Source organism: Citrobacter arsenatis (assembly GCF_004353845.1).
Classification (GTDB): Bacteria; Pseudomonadota; Gammaproteobacteria; order Enterobacterales; family Enterobacteriaceae; genus Citrobacter; species Citrobacter arsenatis.
In genome coordinates this window covers 4,520,568-4,540,403 of the sequence record NZ_CP037864.1, presented here as the reverse complement: position 1 = coordinate 4,540,403, position 19,836 = coordinate 4,520,568, and the positions used below count along the sequence as shown (strand labels likewise).

Below are 19,836 nucleotides of genomic sequence, written 5' to 3'. Positions count from 1 at the left end.
TGCGCCCCCTGCGTTATCAGAATGCCTGACGGAAGATCTCGGCAATTTCTTTCTCGTTCCCTTTGCGCGGGTTGGAGAAGGCGTTGCCGTCCTTCAGCGCCATTTCCGCCATATACGGGAAATCGGCTTCTTTGACGCCCAGCTCGCGCAGATGCTGCGGAATGCCGATGTCGGCGGAGAGACGGGCAATGGCGTGAATGGCCAGCTCGGCGGCATCCATGGTGGACAGTCCGTCGGTGTTCTCACCCATGAACGCCGCGATGTCGGCAAATTTCTCCGGATTAGCGATCAGGTTATAGCGCGCCACGTGCGGCAGCAGTACGGCATTTGCTACGCCGTGCGGCATGTCGTACAGACCGCCAAGCTGATGCGCCATCGCGTGAACGTAGCCAAGGTTGGCGTTGTTGAAGGCCATACCCGCCAGCAAAGAGGCGTAGGCCATATTTTCACGAGCTTTCAGGTTGCTGCCCAGCGCTACGGCCTGGCGCAAGTTACGGGCGATCAGACGAATTGCCTGGATAGCGGCGGCGTCGGTAACTGGGTTGGCATCTTTGGAAATATAAGCCTCAACGGCGTGGGTCAGGGCGTCCATCCCGGTCGCCGCGGTCAGCGGGGCGGGTTTGCCGAGCATCAGCAGCGGATCGTTAATGGAAACCGACGGCAGGTTGCGCCAGCTGACAATCACAAACTTCACTTTGGTTTTGGTATTGGTCAGCACGCAGTGGCGGGTGACTTCACTGGCGGTACCGGCGGTGGTATTCACCGCGACGATCGGCGGCAGCGGGTTGGTCAGGGTTTCAATTCCGGCATAGCTGTAGAGATCGCCTTCGTGCGTCGCCGCGATACCAATGCCTTTACCGCAGTCATGCGGGCTACCACCGCCGACGGTAACGATGATATCGCAATGCTCTTTACGAAAAACTTCCAGACCGTCGCGCACGTTGGTGTCTTTCGGGTTTGGCTCGACGCCGTCAAACACCACCACGTCAATACCGGCTTCACGCAGATGGGCGAGGGTTTTATCAACCGCGCCGTCCTTAATGGCCCGCAGACCTTTATCAGTCACCAGCAGCGCTTTTTTACCGCCTAACAGTTTGCAGCGTTCGCCGACAACGGAAATAGCATTGGGGCCAAAGAAGTTCACATTTGGCACCAGGTAATCAAACATACGATAGCTCATAATATACCTTCTTAGATTTGAATTATAATTCAGAGAAACAATTCAGCGCGGTTTCTGCTAATAACATGTCTTGTTCGACGGTGCCGCCACTTACGCCGACGGCACCGATTATTTTATCGTTTAATATGACAGGTAAGCCGCCGCCAAAAATAACGATCCGCTGTTGATTCGTTAGCTGTAAACCATATAGCGAAGCGCCGGGCTGTACCGAATCGGTAATTTCATGGGTGCCCTGGCGCAGGCAACAGGCGGTATACGCTTTATTAAGAGAGATATCACAACTGGTGACAAAAGCATCGTCCATACGGTGCATCAATAGCGTGTTTCCACCGCGATCCACCACGGAAAAGACCACCGGAACGTTGATTTCAAGCGCTTTAGCCTCGACGGCCAGCGCCATTTTCTTTGCAGCCGCCAGCGTAATGGTGGCGATTTGTTGGCTCTTATTCACAGTCTCTCCTGAAAATATTGTAGGGCTGAGGTCACGAAAAATATCGCGCGACAGCTATTTTTATCATTGGCTTTACCTTATTTTCTTGCCGCGCGTTATTAAGTCAATAGGGCGGGTATTTCATGGAATTTAAATTCACCGTCCCGGTTTTACGTTTATTGATAATGATCATTTAACCTCGTCACAATTCAGGAGGGAATTTTCTGTGTTGCGTTTCAATATGAAACGATGCGTTTTTATTCGGTGCCAAATTGGAACGAAATTAATTTTATTTTTTTATTGTCCTGCTCATTTAGAGTTCGGCCATTGCTGATGAAAGGCGAATGCCGGGTGTTGTGTCCCCGGCAAGGCGGCCCGGCGTCCCTATTTTTTATCTTTTGAGTCTATAAACAATGAGAAGATCAAAACGATTCGAAGTGCTTGCGAAGCGCCCTGTAAATCAGGATGGGCTGATTGGCGAATGGCCTGAAGAGGGGCTGATCGCCATGGAAAGCCCCTTTGATCCGGCGTCGTCGGTGAAGGTGGAAAATGGTCGTATTGTTGAGCTGGACGGCAAGAGCCGCGCCGAGTTCGACATGATTGACCGTTTTATTGCCGACTACGCGATCAACGTGGCGGAAACCGAACGGGCAATGCGGCTCGACGCGCTGGAGATCGCCAGAATGCTGGTGGATATCCACGTCAGTCGGGAAGAGATCATTGCCATTACTACCGCCATCACCCCGGCAAAAGCGGTGGAAGTGATGGCGCAAATGAACGTGGTGGAGATGATGATGGCGCTGCAAAAAATGCGCGCCAGACGCACGCCCTCCAACCAGTGCCACGTAACTAACCTGAAAGATAACCCGGTACAGATTGCCGCCGATGCGGCTGAAGCGGGGATCCGTGGCTTTTCCGAGCAGGAAACGACGGTCGGGATCGCCCGCTACGCGCCGTTTAACGCCCTGGCGCTGCTGGTGGGTTCCCAGTGCGGTCGCCCCGGCGTGCTGACGCAATGCTCCGTTGAAGAGGCCACCGAGCTGGAGCTGGGAATGCGTGGGCTTACCAGCTACGCCGAAACGGTGTCGGTCTATGGCACGGAGTCGGTGTTTACCGATGGCGATGACACGCCGTGGTCCAAAGCGTTTCTCGCCTCGGCTTATGCGTCGCGTGGCCTGAAGATGCGCTACACCTCCGGCACCGGCTCGGAAGCGCTGATGGGCTATTCCGAAAGTAAATCGATGCTTTATCTGGAGTCGCGCTGCATTTTTATCACCAAAGGCGCGGGCGTTCAGGGGCTGCAAAACGGCGCGGTCAGCTGTATCGGCATGACCGGTGCTGTGCCTTCGGGGATCCGCGCCGTGCTGGCGGAAAACCTGATTGCCTCAATGCTCGACCTTGAAGTGGCTTCCGCCAACGACCAAACCTTTTCCCACTCCGATATTCGCCGTACTGCCCGCACCCTGATGCAGATGCTGCCGGGCACCGACTTTATCTTCTCCGGTTACAGCGCGGTACCCAGCTACGACAACATGTTTGCCGGATCGAACTTCGACGCTGAAGATTTCGATGATTACAACATTCTGCAACGCGATCTGATGGTGGACGGCGGTCTGCGTCCGGTCACGGAAGAAGAAACCATCGCCATCCGCAATAAGGCCGCACGCGCCATTCAGGCGGTGTTCCGCGAACTGGGTCTGCCGCTGATTAGTGATGAAGAAGTGGAGGCCGCCACTTACGCTCACGGCAGCAAAGATATGCCAGCGCGCAATGTGGTTGAGGATTTGGCAGCGGTGGAAGAGATGATGAAGCGCAATATCACCGGGCTGGATATTGTCGGCGCGTTGAGTTGCAGCGGCTTCGAAGACATCGCCAGCAATATTCTCAACATGCTGAAGCAGCGCGTCACCGGGGATTATCTGCAAACGTCAGCCATTCTGGATCGTCAGTTTGACGTCGTCAGCGCCGTCAATGATATCAACGATTATCAGGGACCCGGCACCGGCTATCGCATCTCTGCCGAACGCTGGGCGGAAATTAAAAATATTGCGGGCGTGGTTCAGCCCGGCTCGATTGAATAAGGTGAAACACAGTGGAATACACAACGGAACGTAAACCGGTTTTCACTTTGCAGGTGAGCGAAGGCGAGACGGCTAAAGCGGACGAACGCGTAGATGAAGTGGTGATTGGCGTCGGTCCGGCCTTTGATAAGTATCAGCATAAAACCCTGATTGATATGCCGCACAACGCGATTTTGAAAGAGCTGGTTGCCGGCATCGAAGAAGAGGGACTACACGCGCGGGTAGTGAGGATCCTGCGCACCTCGGATGTTTCTTTTATGGCATGGGATGCGGCAAACCTTAGCGGTTCAGGCATCGGGATTGGTATCCAGTCGAAAGGAACTACGGTGATTCATCAACGCGATCTGCTGCCGCTTAGCAACCTCGAGCTGTTCTCTCAGGCTCCGCTGCTGACGCTGGAAACCTATCGCCAGATAGGTAAAAACGCCGCGCGCTATGCGCGTAAAGAGTCGCCTTCGCCGGTACCGGTGGTCAATGACCAGATGGTGCGCCCCAAATTTATGGCCAAGGCCGCGCTATTTCATATCAAAGAAACCAAGCACGTGGTGCAGGATGCTGCGCCCGTCACGCTACATATTGCACTGGTAAGGGAATGACCATGAACGACAACATCATGACCGCGCAGGATTACCCATTGGCGACCCGCTGCCCGGAGAAAATCAAGACGCCTGGCGGCAAGCCGCTAACCGATATTACCCTTGAGAATGTGCTGGCAGGCCGCGTAGGTCCGCAGGATGTGCGTATTTCTCAGCAAACGCTTGAGTACCAGGCGCAGATTGCCGAACAGATGCAGCGTCACGCCGTGGCGCGTAATTTCCGGCGTGCGGCAGAGCTGATTGCTATCCCGGATGCCCGTATTCTGGAGATCTATAACGCACTGCGGCCGTTTCGCTCTTCGTTCGCCGAGTTGCAGGCCATTGCCGATGAACTGGAACATACCTGGCATGCCACGGTGAACGCCGGGTTTGTCCGCGAATCGGCGCAGGTGTATCAGCAGAGAAACAAGCTGCGCAAAGGCAGCCAGTGACGGAGGCTGTATGCCGTTAATTGCAGGGATTGATATCGGCAACGCCACTACTGAAGTGGCGTTGGCGCAGGATGGCCGGTTTATCGCCAGCGGGATTGTCGCCACTACCGGTATGAAAGGTACGCGGGACAATATTGCCGGGGTGGTGGCCTCTCTGCAGCAGGCGCTGAATAGCACTTCGTGGTCGCTTCAGGATGTGGCGAAAATCTGCATCAACGAGGCTGCGCCGGTGATTGGCGATGTGGCGATGGAAACCATCACTGAAACCATCATTACCGAGTCAACGATGATTGGGCATAACCCGCAAACGCCCGGCGGCGTTGGCGTGGGAATGGGGACCACCATCGCCGTGGAGAAGCTGGCGGCATTGGGCGAGGATCGGTTTGCCGAAGGTTGGATCCCGCTGGTAGGCCAGGAGATGGATTTTCTCGAGGCGGTTTGGCTTATCAATGAGGCGCTGGATCGCGGCATCAACGTGGTGGCGGCTATCCTGAAAAAGGATGACGGCGTGCTGGTGAACAATCGCCTGCGTCGGCCAATGCCGGTGGTTGATGAAGTCACTCTGCTGGAGAAGGTGCCGGAAGGGGTGCTGGCGGCGGTGGAAGTGGCGGCCCCGGGACAGGTGGTGCGGGTGCTGTCGAATCCTTACGGCATCGCTACCTTCTTTGCCCTGACGCCCGAGGAAACGCAAACTATCGTCCCCATTGCCAGAGCGTTGATTGGCAACCGCTCCGCCGTGGTGCTGAAAACCCCGCAGGGTGATGTGCGCTCAAGGATTATCCCGGCAGGCAAGATCGTTATCCGTGGCGAAAAGCGCAGTAGTGAAGCCGACGTAGCGCAAGGCGCACAGGCCATTATGCAGGCGATGAGCGCCTGTGCGCCCGTGTGCGATATTCGCGGTGAAGCAGGCACGCACGCAGGCGGCATGCTGGAACGGGTGCGAAAGGTGATGGCTTCGCTAACCGATCATGACATGAACACGGTGCATATTCAGGATCTGTTGGCGGTCGATACATTTATTCCGCGCAAGGTGCAGGGCGGCATTGCCGGAGAGTGTTCCATGGAGAACGCCGTGGGTATTGCGGCGATGGTGAAATCCGATCGCTTACAGATGCAGGCCATCGCCAGTGAGCTGAGCGCCCGGTTAAACACTGAGGTTGAAGTCGGTGGCGTGGAGGCCAACATGGCCGTCGCGGGGGCGTTAACAACGCCCGGATGTGCCGCACCGCTGGCGATCCTCGATTTAGGCGCAGGATCCACCGATGCCGCCGTCATCAATAGCGACGGCGTAGTGAAAGCGGTACATCTGGCCGGAGCCGGGAATATGGTCAGCCTGTTGATTCAAACGGAGCTGGGCTTAAGCGATGCCTTTCTGGCGGAGGAAATTAAAAAATACCCGCTGGCAAAAGTGGAGAGCCTGTTCAGCATTCGCCATGAGAACGGTGCGGTAGAGTTTTTTCGCGAACCACTCAGCCCGTCGGTGTTTGCCAAAGTGGTGTATCTGAAAGACGGTGAGCTGATCCCGGTAGATAACCAGACTTCGCTGGAAAAAATTCGTCTGGTGCGCCGACAGGCCAAAGAGAAGGTTTTTGTCACCAACTGCCTGCGCGCGTTACGTCAGGTGTCACCCGGTGGCTCTATTCGCGATATGACCTTTGTGGTGCTGGTGGGCGGCTCCTCGCTGGATTTCGAAATCCCGCAGATGATCACCGACGCGCTGGCGCATTACGGCGTTGTGGCCGGGCAGGGCAATATTCGTGGCACTGAAGGGCCGCGTAATGCGGTGGCAACCGGGCTGGTTTTAGGCGGAATGGCCAATTAATCGTGCAGAAAACAGCCGCCGCAAGCGTTTAGCTGCGGGGTAAATCAAATAAAGGTGATGTTCTCTTTGATATCCCGGCGGAGTTGGGTACATAGTATAAATGTGTCTCTCACGTGGTTAATTTTAAGGATAAGAGCATGCCAACAGCAATTGAGAAAGCATTGGATTTTATTGGTGGTATGAACACTTCGGCGTCAGTACCCCATTCAATGGATGAAAGTACCGCTAAGGGAATCTTAAAGTATTTGCATGACTTAGGTGTGCCAGCGAGTCCGGAAGTTGTGATGGCACGGGGTGAGCAGGAGGGGTGGAATCCCGAGTTCACGAAAAAAGTGGCCGGATGGGCAGAAAAAGTCGCCTCCGGTAACCGCATCCTTATCAAGAATCCAGAGTATTTTTCAACCTATATGCAGGAGCAGCTCAAAGAGCTAGTGTGAGCTGACTATCGAATCAAACTCTAACGGACGTTTCCATCTCAGGATGGGGCGTCCAGATGGGGTTGCCACATGCTGCTTATTGGGCAGTCGTATCTAAACGAAAGATTAATAAAAAAGGACCTGCGATTTCTCGCAAGCCCTTGATATTTGGTGGCTCCTGCTTAATTTGAGAATGAACAGACTAAATTACTTGCTGAAATTTTAGGCGTTACAGGAATTCCGGTATCGGTTATATCTTCTTCTGCAAGGTATTTTTGACCATACTTTCCAGTGAACGGCAATGAATTCTACTTGATGTTCGCTTAAGTCATTAAGTAACCAAATAACACTGCCATTCGTTCTATACATTGGGAGAATTAAGAGCCAAACACTTTTCTTTGAGCTTTTCCACTATCCCTTTCTCAGGCTTGAGTTTGAATGTTTGCCCTGTTGATGTCCTGATGTAACACCAGATTTTATGCGGTTTTACATCTCTTTTATTGAGGGCTTTAGCTATGTCAGCATACCAGTCAACACCACCGAATTGATCGTTTTCTTGGGTACTAATCCAGAGTCTGCAGGTTTGCCCATGTTCAATTTTTTTAGGTAGAGAATCTGAAGCTGGATCGCCAAAATCTTGAAACAGCCAACATCCTCTTTTTAACTTCCAATGAACACTGGAAATTATGGCCGTCTGTAATGACAGGTTAGTTATCTCGAATGAAATACCTGGTCTTTCAGAGTACTCAACACTTCTTGATACGAGGAGTCTTTCTCCTATACCAACCTTGAGTTGTACTCGTGGATTTCTAGAACCAAGGTAAAGAGATACAACCACAGCTCCGAACGTTGCTAGTCCTGTGAACCATGTGCCAATCATGGTCCAAAATGCACTTGCTTCAACAGTCATATTTAAGGATGTTCATTAAGTGAAATAAATGGATTTCGCTGGTGCCAGGTTTTGTCTGGCCAACAGTCTTTACCCTAATTACCTTCTGACAGAACCCCCAGCGCCCCCCAAAAAAAAGGACCTGCGATTTCTCGCAAGTCCTTGAAATTTGGTGGCCCCTGCTGGACTTGAACCAGCGACCAAGCGATTATGAGTTAGAATGCAACTTCTTACATTAAAATACTTATCTATAATTTTCAGCAACTTAATTGATATGAAAATACTGTATAAATAACCATAAATACTTTAAAATACTCCTTTGCGGTATCCTATAGGTATCCTAGAGCAAAACAAGCGATTTTCAGGATACCCCGATCGCTTGGTGTGGAGTGTTTGTGGAAACATTCAAATTTACGAAAACTAAGCTCGAAAACCTCCCACCTGCCGAACGTGGCCAGGTTGAGTACGGCGATACCATCGTTAATGGCCTGCGCATCCGCATTGGCACCAGTGGTGTGAAAAGCTTCTGTATCTCACGTAAGAGAAATGGAAAATTCATCCGGGCCACGCTGGGCCGTTTTCCGGATCTTACTATTGATAATGCCAGGGCAAAGGCACTCGAAATGTTGGGTGACGTAGCGACCACCGGGAAAAATCCTAATGTGGAAAAGCGTGTCAATGAGAAGGCATCTGTCACGCTTGCCGATGCGCTGGATGCCTATATTAAGAACCGTGGCCACCGCCTTAAACCCACAACCGAAAAGCAATATCGCGCTATCTTGCAAAATTACTCCGGCGACTGGATGAAACAGTCCCTCGCTACTATTTCGCGTGATCGTGTTGAGCATCGTCACAAAGCAGTAACTGATGGTTCAGTCTGGTTTGGCGCTGATAAAGAAACGCTCAGGGCTGGGGTAGGAAGCGGTAGCAAAGCTCAGGCTGACCTGTGGGCCAGAGCTCTACGCGCCGTATATCGTTTCGCACATGATCATTATCGTGATGAAGAAGGGAGAACGCTGTTACCTGACCCGCCAACACTGGTGCTGAGTACAAAGCGTCAGTGGCATGGCACGATCAGAAAGACAGAGCGCATCCGCACCCATGACTTTGCTCGTTGGTTAAATGCCGTCGCTGTAGTTCGTGATAAGGCCGAAGAAGGACGAGATGATGTAGCTGCCGCAATATGTGACGCTGTAGAAATGTCGATGTTCACCGGGCTGCGTAAATCTGAAATATTCGAACTAACCTGGAATCGGGTGAATATTGGCGGTCGTTATTTCTGGATAGATATCACCAAGAACGGCGATCCGCTCGAGCTTCCAATCACTGAAACTCTGCTGAATCTGTTCCGGCGCCGACTGAAAATGAAAAACGGAAATGAGGCTTTAGTGTTTCCTGGAGTTAAAGGAGTCATTAAAGAATATCGCCATGTAATTGATCGAATCAGTGCCGCCACCGTCCCAGACCCCAATCCTGATTTGCTCCAGCCAATCCCATTCAAATGGCACGATGCCCGCCGTACATTCGGTACAGTTGCCGAGCTGGTGGGCGTTGGTAGTTATATCCTCAAACGACTGATGAACCACCGAACGATGCGTAGTGCAGATGTTACTCAGGGCTATCTTCATTTTGGTGCTGATGAACTACTCGAGCCAGCTACCCGTATTGAACGGGCCATCCTGGAACATGCTGGGCTTGTGAAAAGCAAGAAAGCCATTGATGCACAATTATTGTCTGCATTAGGCAATTTGACTGATGATGAGAAGCGTAAGATGCTTTTTGAAATACTAAGCCAAAATCATATGCAGGTTAAGAAATGAGTTATTTAAAACGAGTGGATGCCGAGCATGTGGCCAGTATGCTTGCATTTCAAAAATTGGCAAAAAGTTATTCTTCGGAAAACGCAAATGAGCATGTAAAAATTATTGAAAAAGAATTAGCTGGAAAAACTATCAGAGAAAAAAAGTGGATAGCGAGTAGCCTTGCCGAAATGCAGATGGAAGAGCAAACCAGACCATTATCGGATGATGAAAATGTGTTGGTTAAAGCTGTGAATGTGTTGGCAGTACTTGGATATACAGACCTTGCCAAAGAGTTAGGCGCTTTGGCTGATAGGTTTGGGCGATGCGTAGCGTTATCGGATATTTATATTAATCACATTATTGACGGTGCTGTTAAAAAAAATAGAAGTGATGCAGCTTCAGGGCACCGGCATCATTTGCATGATGAAATTGTGGCGATTATGAAAGTTACCTGGGAGAGTAATCCCGCTTTATCTAAAAAGAAAATGATCGCAAAGTTGATGAACCGTTATGAGGGACGAGTTGATGAAGGAACGGTAGATAGCTGGATAAAAAAAGAAAAGTTATTACCGCCTAAACCTAAGAAATACATTAATTCTGATTTGGTTTTTCCACCGGATTACGCATAGCGCTAGATTACAAAATAGGGAGGGGGAATAGCTGATACCCCTCCCCATAAGTAGCTTTCCATCCTGAATATTTGCTTCTCACCTTATTGGCGAAAAATCAAAACATTAGAGTGGCCTAGTTGTTAACCAATAATACACGGAGCTACTTATGCATTTGGTTGAATCGAATTATTCTAAAAGACTCACTCGTAATGAGGCCGCAGCTCATCTTGGTGTGAACCCACAGACGCTGGCAAACTGGGCGCATACTGGCAAGGTAAAAATTCCCTTTCATAAGGTCGGTCGGAAGGTCATTTACTTCAAGTCTGATCTGGATGCTTATCTGGATTCCACCCGCAGAACGCAGACGGTTTAAGGGGCTGGATATGGCAAATAAAACAAAGGCGGCCATGCCGGGCCGCCAGTGTAATCAAACGAAAATAAATCATGGACAGATTACCAGGCTTACTGCTGATGGTCAAAATCAGCCTTTTGGTTCGATGCCCTGTCGGCGCAATTCCGCTCTACCTAACTCCTTCAGCCAGTTACTGGTACTGGTGTTCTCAGCTTGTGCTAGCTCATCAAATTGCTTGCGTAATTCAGCAGGAATGCGGATTGGTAGCATTGGTGACTTGCCGCCACCCTTAGGCTGTTTATCTCGAGATATTGACATGTATATGCCTATAGGTTTATGGTTAACTCAAATAGGCATATACACTAACATGTGTGAGTCTATAAAAACAACGCCCCGTAGTGCTAGGAACACATACAGGGCGTCTGACCACAAACCGTTAATTGGAGTAACGACTATGGCTGGAACACAGCATACCCAAACTCACCCCAAATTTACATGGCTATTCCTCGGTATACCGAAGGGCCAGACTTGCACACCCGTAGTGATCCGCATCGCCGCCGACACGGAGAAAGAAGCCAGAGAATGGTATTCCCGCTGGGATCTGACTTTTGCCGCAAAGATTCGCTCTGAATGCTCTCTGTACCAGTACGCCAGCGGTGCTTATGAATTGAATGTGATGGGAGGGTTTCATGGATAGTCAAATTCCGATGCTGAACGTCTCACTGCATGTCTCCCCTAATTTTTCCGGTCGTATTTTGCTTTATGTTGAAAACGGCTTAGTTAAAGGAGATACGGTATTACGTCCGGATGAAATTATAGGTACGCCATCACTCTTTGATCACATCCTTGAACGCGCCGGTTATCGCGTAACGCCAGTCAAAAAGGACTAAAGCCATGAAGAAGAAAGTTAACAGCTTAACTGCTGGTGGTCAGACTCGGCCTGAAATCCTTCCGGGCGATATTTTCAAGGATAATCGGGGCGAACGGGTAACGGTGAAAATGATCACTAATAATCGTATTACATATATCAGGGAGGGTTATTCCGGAGAGTGTGTTTTCCCGGTCGAACGATTTGAAAGGGAGTTCAGTCCGGTAAAACGGCAGACGTTCAGCGAATGGTGCAAGTCGAATAACACAGCAGAAAAAATTCAGTATTTGCGGGCTTTAATTGCTGCTAAGAGAGCGGGCAAATGAAACGTGCTCCGAACTTAAAATTTTTGCCAAAGGAAAAATTTACAGAGGCAATCATTTTTGCCGGGGCTGATGCTTACGCTCATGCAAAGGGATGGGAAGAGGGCCTGGGTAAGCAAATTGCAGAAGATACCACGCCTCCTATCTATCTGGGGCCAAAGCAACTGGCTGAGCTGGACAACCTGCAAATTATTGATAAGGGGCGGCATAGTGCTCGTGTATATCTGGCAGGGAACATTGAACCGAGACTGATAAACGCCATTGGCGAGAAGCTGGCGCGGGCAGGAGTGCAAGATGCCAAGCTATACAAGGGGATTCCCGACCACCAGCCGGAGAACTGGAAAGAGTATCTTTCACGTTTGCGCGAACGGATTGAGGATTCTGTACTAGAGGATTCTATGCGTCATAGTTTGCCGCTGAGCGTTGGATCTGATGGATATGACCAAGAACAAGATTACACGCTAAAAAGTTATCTCCCTGCAAACAGCCTGAGCAGTATTTACGGTCCCAGTGGATCTTACAAAAGTTTTCTAGCTGTATCCTGGGCCTGCCATGTTGCGGGAGGATTTAAATGGGCTGGAAAATCTGTCTCACCAGGTGCTGTGATGTACGTTGTTGGAGAAGGGGGGATCGGTGTTCCACGCCGTATTAAAGCATGGGAGAAATTGCATCATGTGAAGCTGAATAATCTTTTTCTGGTCAATCGTCCCGTCTTCCCGGTGCGTCGTGAGGAAACAGAAGAGATGATAAAAGCTGCAAAGGATGTGAAATCCCGAACGGGACAGCCGGTACGCCTGATCGTCGTAGATACGCTGGCCCGTTGTTTTGGCGGTAATGATGAGAATGATGCCCGGGATATGGGGGCGTTTATTGAAGGCTGCGACGTTATAAAGCGTGAAACCGGAGCCACATTACTAGTGGTCCACCATTCTGGGAAGGATGATACAAAGGGAGCCCGGGGCTCCAGCGCATTCAGGGCTGCACTTGATGCAGAGTTTAACATTCGGCGTGAGGGGGAAGGTGGGGCAATAATTCTTACCTGCACCAAGATGAAAGATACAGAAGAACCCAAACAAGCTGCTTTCGATTTGCGTACGGTAGAACTGTTCACCGACCGCGATGGTGAAATAGTCTCGTCGCTGGTTGTTCGTGATATACCACGTGAAGCAAGAGAGTTGGACCCTGAACTGGCGGAGATTAAGAATCTGACGGGCAATCATGCAGCACTCTGGCAGAGTATTCGTAGCAGAAAAGCAAAAGGAGAAACATGCAACAAAGCTGTTTTGCGTGATGATATGGAGGCCATGATGGGAGAGAAAGCTAGAAAATCCTTTCACAAATGGCTGGAGAAACTGATCCGCGATGGGCTAATAGAGGTCGATTATCAAGGCGTGATTACAATACTCTCAGGTGAATAATTGCGGCAGCAAATGCGGTTGGTGCGCTAGTTGTTTTAAATCTGCGCTGTTGCCGCACTTATTTCATATATACCTGGAAAAAGTGCGGCGGTAAGTTGGTATGCTCTCAACTCCGCATGAATACTGGGTTTATACCATTTCAACCAATCTCGCTTGCCGCACTCATATGCGGCAAAAGAAAATGCGGCGTGAAATGCGCAAAGAGCGGCAAAGGTGATATGGATTTTAGAACTTAAGCGAGCAAAGGTACTGTGTACACTTTGATTCAACTTGTTCGTACTACAGCATCGCTATTCACTCCTCACCACTCCAATTCACAATACTATGCTAATCCTACAGATCTTTTAAAGATCTTGTGTGTTGTGATCTTGCGCAATGAGAAATGTTGTGCCATTATTCTTGCATGTTGAGCTCTATAAGCTTAAGGAGGTTAGAATTATGGACTTATCCAAGGCTAACTTTTACAGTTTTATCGACCAGTATGCTGACATCACTGGTGCGTCACCAAGCACTGCTGGTAACGTTCGTAGCGTTTGCTACTTAGTCAAAGGTTTTATTTCTGACCATGTGCCTGCAGATGAGTGGGATACGACCGGTATCATTAACACTTACGTTATGGCCAATGGTATTGCTGAGGATACGCAAAAATCCTACATCAGCCGCTTTAACGGAGCTGTCGCAAAATTTATTGCGTATGAGAAAGGCGAAGATGTGACCGTGAAGCAGCGTAGATCGCCTGTGAAAAACAGCCAATCATCGCCGGTCAGTTTGCAGAATACTTTAGTAAAAACCTTTGAACTGCCGATTCCTCTTCGTGACGAACTTACCGTAATCATCGGTAATCTTCCTCGTGATTTGACCAAAGACGAGGCGAGAAGGATCAGTACCATTATTGAGTCCTTTGCGGTTTCACAGCCAGCAAGCGACTAAACAAAAAAGCCCTGCTGGGGAGCAGGGCTTTAGGGGGAAGAAAATGGATTTTCTTCCAGAGTGCAGATTAACTGCGTCTCTTTAAGTATCAGAACTTAAGAATAGCGGTTAACCTGCGTAGTTACAAGGCTGGATGGGATTACAGCTTGTACATAAAAACAGGTAATGTTTATGGCTAACGGAATCTGTCCAAAATGTGGTAACGCTTGTGAGGTCATCTTCAGACCCTACAAACGCAACCCTGACGGGACCCTGAGTTATCCTAAACGGGCGAAGGTATTTGCTATCCCCGTGTGCAACTGCTAAGCGTTAGTTGCTTTGAAATCAACCCGACTTCGGTCGGGTTTTTTGTATTCAAAACATCCTTCTATCCGATAAATTGTCTAGCGGTTCTACTTACCTAAATAATCAAACAGTTATCAGCAATTGATGTAATAGACAGTATCGTATACTTTAAAGTTTTCTTTGTTTTTTTAATGCATTGAATTTATTGGTTAATTTACAAAATCAGAAAGGCTAGATGTTTAAGGGGTATTTATTTAATTTTATAGGTCTGGAGTCGAGATATGCCAATCACCAATGAAGAACGTATGGAACATATGGAAAAGTTTAATCTAACCAGTTTGGACACAATGTCTACTGCTGATTACCGGGAGGCATTAGAGCAAGAAGCTTTTTTTTGGGACGATCCGCACGGTTTCATTATGCATACTCTTTCTGGGGAACGTATCGTCACAAATACAGAACAACTCGATGCCTTACTTGAGCATTTGGAAGGATACAGGGCTCTGTTACCAGACCCCCCGATGTGTATGAGCGAGAAGTAAACAAAGGCCTAGGTAAACTCTAGGCCATGTTAATCACTTTGGTGCCAGCTTTAATCTACCACTTGGCTGAGTGATTGCGGATCTTCCTGGTGGTATTGCTATGACTCGGCCATCAGTACCTTGTCTTGACGTATATCCAGCAGGAATAGCGACTACTCTACCATCAGTACCCTGGCGGCTTGTTGCACCTGGCGGAATAGCCACAACTCTACCATCGGTTCCTTGGCGACTTGTTCCACCTGGTGGAATAGCTGTAACTCGTCCATCGGTGCCTTGTCTGGATGTCCATCCGGAGCGAATCTCAATTACTCGGCCATCAGTACCCTGCCGAGAAGTTGAACCTGGGCGTAAAGGTACTACCCTTCCATCTGTTCCCTGACGAGATGTCCAACCATCAGGAATTGTTATTTTCTTACCATCTGTTCCAGTACGGCTAGTTGGCATAAAAACTCCTTTAAACTTTTTTAAGTACGGCCCTGCGGTATTCAGACTACTCCTAATTGATGTTTTTTGTAAATTTTTATTACTTCTTTTTACCCACTGCTACCCCAATCTCTTACTGGGGTTTTCTTTATATTTTTCATGTATATCTTGAAGAGTGGCACTCAGACGTGAGCCGCCACTGTCCACCCGGTTCTTCCGGCAGATCCGCGGTTTTCTCTCCGGGTGGACATCCCTTAAAGCGCTGGTTTCACGTCTTAACATTCATTGTTACGGAAACCACTCCATGAAGAAATTACTCGAATTACGCCAGCAGAAAGCTGAACTCAAAACGCAGATGCGTAACCTGCTTGAAAAAGCCGACAGCGAAAAACGCAGTCTCACCGACGAGGAGGGCACGCAGTTTGACGAACTCCGCACCCGCGCCGGGACACTCGATACTGAAATCAGCCGCTACGAAGCCATAGCCAGCGAAGAACGTAACCAGCCAGGCCACCCGGTGAACGAAAACGGCGTAAGCAACGACGAACTACGCACCTACATTCTGACCGGGGAAGCCCGCAGCCTGTCTACCGGCATTCCGGAAGATGGCGGCTATACCGTTATTCCTGAACTCAACAAACAGATCATGCAGCAGCTTAACGATGAGTCCGTTATGCGCAAAATCTGCACCGTGAAAAAAATCGGCAGTAACGAGTTTAAACAGCTTGTCTCTGTGGGCGGAGCGGGGGTGAACCACGGCGAGGAAGGAAAAGCCCGTGGTGAGACAACAACGCCGAAACTGGAAGAAGTCAGTATCCGACTCTTCCCGGTTTACACCTATCCGAAGACTACACAGGAAATCATCGATTTTTCTGGTGTGGATATCATGGGCTGGCTGTCCTCTGAAATTGGCGATGCTTTCGTTGATACCGAAGAAACGGATCTGGCATCCGGCGATGGCGTGAAAAAAGCGAAAGGCTTTCTCTCTTATCCACGCAGCCAAGACGGAGATAAAACCCGCCCGTTCGGTACGCTTCAGTCCGTCACAGGTGCTGCACTAAATGCCGATTTGCTGATTGATCTGAAATTTAAACTCCGGGCGAAATACCGAAAAAATGCTGTATGGGTGATGAACTCCACTACGGCGGCCTCCGTTCAGAAACTGAAAAACGGTAACGGGGATTACATCTGGCGCGACCGTTTACAGGCAGGTGATCCGGATACGCTGCTGGGCCTCCCTGTTGAATATCTCGAAACCATGCCAGACAACCTGATCGGTATTGGCGACTTTAAACGTGGCTATTTCATCGTAGACCATGAGACAGGCACCCGCACCCGTCCGGACAACATCACCGAACCGGGCTTTATCAAAATTCATACGGATAAATACCTGGGCGGTGGTGTGGTTGATTCCGGCGCCATCAAGCTGCTCGAAATCTCTGCTTCCTCCACCAAATAATTCACAGGGGCTTCGGCCCCTTTCTGGTCTTTATGGAGTCCGTTATGGATACCGTTAATTTTGAAATCCGCACCTCAGAACTCATCGCCAAAGAGCGCAGGCTGGTGGGCTATGCGGTGCGCTGGAACAGCCTGTCAGAAATCATCTGGGACGAATTCCGCGAACAGTTTACGCCGGGGGCATTTTCCGGCTATCTCACTTCCGGTAATGATGTGCGCTGTTTATTTGAACATGACTATACGCAACTGCTGGGGCGTACCAAATCCGGCACGCTGATACTGTCAGAAGATGATACGGGTCTGCGATTTGAACTAACACCACCCAATACACAGTTAGGTAATGATGTGCTGGAGCTGGTGGAACGGGGCGATATAGAAGGCATGTCGTTTGGATTCCGGGCATTGAAAGAGAACTGGGATATTACCCAGTCGCCTTATCTGCGTACCGTCACCGCTGCTGAACTGCGTGAAATTACGATCACTTCTCTGCCTGCTTACCCGGAGTCCGGTGTGGAAATTGCACACCGCTCGCTTTATTCCCAGTATCCGGAGTTACGCCGCGCTGGCGATAACCGCCGACGCTGGGCCGAACTGGTGGAGATCTGATATGTGGACTCTCTGGCCTTTCAGCCGTAAGGCAGAACAACGCAGCATGGCCATTGATGAATGGCTGGCGATGGCGGGCATACCTAATACCGGATCCGGCGAATATGTATCTGCGGGGACGGCGGAATCTCTACCGGCTGTCATGAACGCCGTATCGGTCATCAGTGAAGCAGTGGCAACCATGCCCTGTTATCTCTACCGGGTAACGAATGATAAAGGGCGTGAGGCGCGGGAGTGGCTGAGTAATCACCCGGTTGATTATCTGCTGAATGAGCAGCCGAACGACTGTCAGACACCGTACCAGTTTAAACGCACGATGATGCGGCACTGTCTGCTGAACGGTAACGCTTATGCGGTGATCCGCTGGGGCCGTGACGGACAGCCTGAATCATTGCATCCATATGCACCGGGGACCGTAGTTCCGGAGCGTCTGTCCGGACACCGTTACAAATACACTATTACTGAACCCTTTAGCGGAATCACCCGTACTTATCTTCAGGAAGAGATTCTGCATCTGCGTTATGCCACGGACGATGGTTTTCTGGGGCGCTCACCGATAACCATCTGCCGGGAAGCGCTGGGCCTTGGACTGGCCCAGCAGCGTCACGGCGCTAACATCATGAAAGAGGGCATGATGGCGGCGGGCATTGTCAAAGCAAAAGACTGGCTTGACGGCGTGAACGGTAAAAAAGCACTGGATGCACTGGAGCGGTACAAGGGTGCACGAAATGCCGGGAAAACGCCCATTCTTGAAGGAGGAATGGATTACGAAAAATTGGGCATGAGTAATCAGGATGCTGAATGGCTGGCTTCCCGGCGCTTTTCCATTGAAGACATTGCCCGTATGTTTAATGTTTCTCCGATCTTTCTTCAGGAATACAGCAACAGTACCTACAGCAACTTCAGCGAAGCGAGCCGCGCATTTCTCACAATGACCATGCGCCCCTGGCTGGCGAATTTCGAACAACAAATCAAATCCGCTTTGCTGGTGGCCCGTCCTGCATCCGGTACCCGTTATCAGGTTGAGTTCGATTCTGCTGACCTTCTCCGCGCCACACCAACCGAACGCTACGCCACTTACGAACGCGGTATTAAAAACGGAATTATGAATCCGAATGAAGCCCGCGAACGTGAGGGCATGTCGCCACGCGAAGGTGGGGACGAATTCAGCCAGGCCTGGAAACAGGAAGTGAAGATAAGCAATGAAAGTAAGGAAGGTAGTGAATGAGAGCCGGAGGATTAAAACATCGTATAACGCTGCAGCGCTATGAACAAAGTCAGGGGCCATTGGGAGAACCGATAAAATGCTGGGTGGACTACGCCACGATCTGGGCTGAGGTAAAAGGTATCTCTGGCCGGGAGCTTCTGGCTACCGGTTCGTTGTCCTCTGAGGCCACAGTCAGAATATGGATACGCTATCGCAGTGATGTTAAGCAGGGACACAGGGTGAAATATCTGTCACCCGCAGTCAGTGGTGATATTTACGGTATAGAGGCGGCCCTCCCGGATAACGACCGCACCAGTCTTGAGCTCCTTTGTAAAGGAGGCGTGGCCAATGGCTGAATTAATAACTCTGGAAGAAGTAAAACTGCATTGCCGCATCGACGGGGATGATGAGAACGCCCTGATAAACGGGTATATCGTCGCCGCGCTGGAGATTTGCCAGAAACATATCGGCAGGCGTTTTGATGACGGACTCGAGTTTAATCCTGCGCTGAAGGTCGGGTGTCTGCTACTGGTCGGTCACTGGTATGAGCACCGGGAAATAGCGGCGGAAAAAACGTCCGAGCTTCCCTTTAGCACTTCGTCATTGTGGAACTACTACCGGGAACCTGGAGTGTATTAAATGCCATGGCAACCTTTACGACGCTGTACAGAGCCCGGATGTAATAAACGGGTAAAGTCCGGCAAATGTGATGAACACAAACGGAATGCACAACGGCAGAGTGATAGCCGACGAGGCACACGCACAGAACGCGGTTACTCCAACCGATGGGGAGAATACCGGCTCCTCTTTCTGAAGACTAATCCGCTGTGCGCCCACTGCCATAGTGCTGGCGTCTATAAGCAGGCAACTATCGTTGATCACATCATACCTATTGAGGGCGAAGGTGATGTGTTGTTCTGGCCAGCCAGTAACCACCAGCCGTTATGTGCTGCCTGTCATGGTCGCAAGACAGCCACAACGGACCCGCTAACTAAGCAGCAGCGTAAAGCCGGAATGTTCCGGGAACAGGAAGAAGCAGCGCAGCGCCGCAACGACTGGGTCTATGAGGTTGCTCATGAGTGAACAGGAATACATGAGTCAGCGTGAACGGGGTGGGGGAGGTTTCAAAGACAACCCCCTCCCGGCGAGGAACCACCCGCTCCCTC

The 19,836-nt window shown here is 50.2% G+C and carries 23 protein-coding genes; 20 read left to right on the top strand and 3 right to left on the bottom strand.

Going from position 1 to position 19,836, the window contains the following annotated elements; all coding sequences use genetic code 11:
• Positions 1–16: 16 nt before the first annotated feature.
• Positions 17–1,180 (bottom strand): 1,3-propanediol dehydrogenase, encoded by a 1,164-nt coding sequence (gene dhaT, locus E1B03_RS22810; protein ID WP_103769797.1) that lies wholly within the window; start codon positions 1,178–1,180, stop codon positions 17–19.
• A gap of 22 nt (positions 1,181–1,202) precedes the next feature.
• Complete coding sequence (locus E1B03_RS22805) at positions 1,203–1,631, bottom strand: GlcG/HbpS family heme-binding protein (RefSeq protein WP_103769796.1); 429 nt, start codon at positions 1,629–1,631, stop codon at positions 1,203–1,205.
• A gap of 392 nt (positions 1,632–2,023) precedes the next feature.
• Between E1B03_RS22805 and E1B03_RS22800 the strand changes: the two genes are divergently transcribed.
• The 5 genes from E1B03_RS22800 to E1B03_RS22780 all read left to right on the top strand — a co-directional run bounded on the left by E1B03_RS22800 (position 2,024) and on the right by E1B03_RS22780 (position 6,977).
• Complete coding sequence (locus E1B03_RS22800) at positions 2,024–3,691, top strand: propanediol/glycerol family dehydratase large subunit (protein ID WP_133086983.1); 1,668 nt, start codon at positions 2,024–2,026, stop codon at positions 3,689–3,691.
• An 11-nt stretch (positions 3,692–3,702) separates the two neighbouring features.
• The gene (locus E1B03_RS22795; RefSeq protein ID WP_103769794.1) at positions 3,703–4,287 is read left to right on the top strand and encodes a propanediol/glycerol family dehydratase medium subunit; all 585 of its coding nucleotides are present in this window, start codon (positions 3,703–3,705) and stop codon (positions 4,285–4,287) included.
• A 2-nt stretch (positions 4,288–4,289) separates the two neighbouring features.
• On the top strand, positions 4,290–4,718 hold the full coding sequence (locus E1B03_RS22790; RefSeq protein WP_133086982.1) for a diol dehydratase small subunit: 429 nt from the start codon (positions 4,290–4,292) through the stop codon (positions 4,716–4,718).
• A gap of 10 nt (positions 4,719–4,728) precedes the next feature.
• The gene (locus tag E1B03_RS22785) at positions 4,729–6,540 is read left to right on the top strand and encodes a diol dehydratase reactivase subunit alpha (protein ID WP_133086981.1); all 1,812 of its coding nucleotides are present in this window, start codon (positions 4,729–4,731) and stop codon (positions 6,538–6,540) included.
• Between the two features lie 113 nt (positions 6,541–6,653).
• Positions 6,654–6,977, top strand: coding sequence for a DUF1889 family protein (locus tag E1B03_RS22780; RefSeq protein ID WP_001573898.1), 324 nt, complete (start codon positions 6,654–6,656; stop codon positions 6,975–6,977).
• A 340-nt stretch (positions 6,978–7,317) separates the two neighbouring features.
• On the opposite strand, the gene E1B03_RS22775 is transcribed toward E1B03_RS22780, so the two are convergent.
• Positions 7,318–7,866, bottom strand: a complete 549-nt coding sequence (locus E1B03_RS22775) for a hypothetical protein (RefSeq protein ID WP_133086980.1) — start codon at positions 7,864–7,866, stop codon at positions 7,318–7,320.
• 374 nt (positions 7,867–8,240) lie between these two features.
• Here E1B03_RS22775 and E1B03_RS22770 point away from each other — a divergent pair, with 374 nt between their 5' ends.
• From E1B03_RS22770 to E1B03_RS22695, 15 genes are all read left to right on the top strand, one after another.
• A complete protein-coding gene (locus tag E1B03_RS22770; protein ID WP_071692235.1) occupies positions 8,241–9,665 on the top strand; it encodes an integrase family protein in 1,425 nt (474 codons plus the stop codon).
• Positions 9,662–10,276: a hypothetical protein gene (locus E1B03_RS22765; RefSeq protein WP_133086979.1), complete on the top strand. Its 615-nt coding sequence runs from the start codon at positions 9,662–9,664 to the stop codon at positions 10,274–10,276. The genes E1B03_RS22770 and E1B03_RS22765 overlap by 4 nt, the downstream gene beginning before the upstream one ends.
• Before the next feature lie 148 nt (positions 10,277–10,424).
• The gene (locus E1B03_RS22760) at positions 10,425–10,631 is read left to right on the top strand and encodes a helix-turn-helix domain-containing protein (protein WP_064542224.1); all 207 of its coding nucleotides are present in this window, start codon (positions 10,425–10,427) and stop codon (positions 10,629–10,631) included.
• A 10-nt stretch (positions 10,632–10,641) separates the two neighbouring features.
• Entirely contained in the window at positions 10,642–11,307 is a 666-nt protein-coding gene (locus E1B03_RS26785; RefSeq protein WP_375293803.1) for a host cell division inhibitor Icd-like protein, read from the top strand.
• Positions 11,300–11,500, top strand: a complete 201-nt coding sequence (locus tag E1B03_RS22745) for a hypothetical protein (RefSeq protein ID WP_133086978.1) — start codon at positions 11,300–11,302, stop codon at positions 11,498–11,500. The genes E1B03_RS26785 and E1B03_RS22745 overlap by 8 nt, the downstream gene beginning before the upstream one ends.
• Positions 11,501–11,504: 4 nt before the next feature.
• Positions 11,505–11,804, top strand: coding sequence for a DUF4222 domain-containing protein (locus E1B03_RS22740; RefSeq protein ID WP_071692238.1), 300 nt, complete (start codon positions 11,505–11,507; stop codon positions 11,802–11,804).
• Positions 11,801–13,219, top strand: coding sequence for a helicase RepA family protein (locus tag E1B03_RS22735; RefSeq protein WP_071692239.1), 1,419 nt, complete (start codon positions 11,801–11,803; stop codon positions 13,217–13,219). Before E1B03_RS22740 ends, E1B03_RS22735 begins: the two co-directional genes overlap by 4 nt.
• A gap of 438 nt (positions 13,220–13,657) precedes the next feature.
• On the top strand, positions 13,658–14,149 hold the full coding sequence (locus E1B03_RS22730) for a hypothetical protein (RefSeq protein ID WP_133086977.1): 492 nt from the start codon (positions 13,658–13,660) through the stop codon (positions 14,147–14,149).
• Between the two features lie 566 nt (positions 14,150–14,715).
• A complete protein-coding gene (locus tag E1B03_RS22725) occupies positions 14,716–14,976 on the top strand; it encodes a hypothetical protein (protein WP_071692241.1) in 261 nt (86 codons plus the stop codon).
• Between the two features lie 727 nt (positions 14,977–15,703).
• Entirely contained in the window at positions 15,704–16,858 is a 1,155-nt protein-coding gene (locus tag E1B03_RS22720) for a phage major capsid protein (protein WP_133086976.1), read from the top strand.
• Positions 16,859–16,902: 44 nt separating this feature from the next.
• Complete coding sequence (locus tag E1B03_RS22715; RefSeq protein ID WP_133086975.1) at positions 16,903–17,463, top strand: HK97 family phage prohead protease; 561 nt, start codon at positions 16,903–16,905, stop codon at positions 17,461–17,463.
• A 1-nt stretch (position 17,464) separates the two neighbouring features.
• A complete protein-coding gene (locus E1B03_RS22710; protein ID WP_133086974.1) occupies positions 17,465–18,691 on the top strand; it encodes a phage portal protein in 1,227 nt (408 codons plus the stop codon).
• On the top strand, positions 18,688–19,026 hold the full coding sequence (locus tag E1B03_RS22705; RefSeq protein WP_133086973.1) for a phage head closure protein: 339 nt from the start codon (positions 18,688–18,690) through the stop codon (positions 19,024–19,026). The genes E1B03_RS22710 and E1B03_RS22705 overlap by 4 nt, the downstream gene beginning before the upstream one ends.
• Positions 19,019–19,309: a head-tail connector protein gene (locus E1B03_RS22700; protein WP_001650759.1), complete on the top strand. Its 291-nt coding sequence runs from the start codon at positions 19,019–19,021 to the stop codon at positions 19,307–19,309. The genes E1B03_RS22705 and E1B03_RS22700 overlap by 8 nt, the downstream gene beginning before the upstream one ends.
• Positions 19,310–19,753 (top strand): HNH endonuclease signature motif containing protein, encoded by a 444-nt coding sequence (locus E1B03_RS22695; protein WP_071692246.1) that lies wholly within the window; start codon positions 19,310–19,312, stop codon positions 19,751–19,753. It begins immediately after the preceding gene.
• The last annotated feature ends 83 nt before the right edge of the window (positions 19,754–19,836 follow it).

Coding starts and splice junctions, on each gene's coding strand:
- E1B03_RS22790 (WP_133086982.1), top strand. CDS start 4,290: ATGAACGACAACATCATGACCGCGCAGGATTACCCATTGGCGACCCGC.
- dhaT (WP_103769797.1), bottom strand. CDS start 1,180: ATGAGCTATCGTATGTTTGATTACCTGGTGCCAAATGTGAACTTCTTT.
- E1B03_RS22710 (WP_133086974.1), top strand. CDS start 17,465: ATGTGGACTCTCTGGCCTTTCAGCCGTAAGGCAGAACAACGCAGCATG.
- E1B03_RS22700 (WP_001650759.1), top strand. CDS start 19,019: ATGGCTGAATTAATAACTCTGGAAGAAGTAAAACTGCATTGCCGCATC.
- E1B03_RS22730 (WP_133086977.1), top strand. CDS start 13,658: ATGGACTTATCCAAGGCTAACTTTTACAGTTTTATCGACCAGTATGCT.
- E1B03_RS22760 (WP_064542224.1), top strand. CDS start 10,425: ATGCATTTGGTTGAATCGAATTATTCTAAAAGACTCACTCGTAATGAG.
- E1B03_RS22785 (WP_133086981.1), top strand. CDS start 4,729: ATGCCGTTAATTGCAGGGATTGATATCGGCAACGCCACTACTGAAGTG.
- E1B03_RS22735 (WP_071692239.1), top strand. CDS start 11,801: ATGAAACGTGCTCCGAACTTAAAATTTTTGCCAAAGGAAAAATTTACA.
- E1B03_RS22705 (WP_133086973.1), top strand. CDS start 18,688: ATGAGAGCCGGAGGATTAAAACATCGTATAACGCTGCAGCGCTATGAA.
- E1B03_RS22720 (WP_133086976.1), top strand. CDS start 15,704: ATGAAGAAATTACTCGAATTACGCCAGCAGAAAGCTGAACTCAAAACG.
- E1B03_RS22715 (WP_133086975.1), top strand. CDS start 16,903: ATGGATACCGTTAATTTTGAAATCCGCACCTCAGAACTCATCGCCAAA.
- E1B03_RS22740 (WP_071692238.1), top strand. CDS start 11,505: ATGAAGAAGAAAGTTAACAGCTTAACTGCTGGTGGTCAGACTCGGCCT.
- E1B03_RS22745 (WP_133086978.1), top strand. CDS start 11,300: ATGGATAGTCAAATTCCGATGCTGAACGTCTCACTGCATGTCTCCCCT.
- E1B03_RS22695 (WP_071692246.1), top strand. CDS start 19,310: ATGCCATGGCAACCTTTACGACGCTGTACAGAGCCCGGATGTAATAAA.
- E1B03_RS26785 (WP_375293803.1), top strand. CDS start 10,642: ATGGCAAATAAAACAAAGGCGGCCATGCCGGGCCGCCAGTGTAATCAA.
- E1B03_RS22765 (WP_133086979.1), top strand. CDS start 9,662: ATGAGTTATTTAAAACGAGTGGATGCCGAGCATGTGGCCAGTATGCTT.
- E1B03_RS22800 (WP_133086983.1), top strand. CDS start 2,024: ATGAGAAGATCAAAACGATTCGAAGTGCTTGCGAAGCGCCCTGTAAAT.
- E1B03_RS22725 (WP_071692241.1), top strand. CDS start 14,716: ATGCCAATCACCAATGAAGAACGTATGGAACATATGGAAAAGTTTAAT.
- E1B03_RS22775 (WP_133086980.1), bottom strand. CDS start 7,866: ATGACTGTTGAAGCAAGTGCATTTTGGACCATGATTGGCACATGGTTC.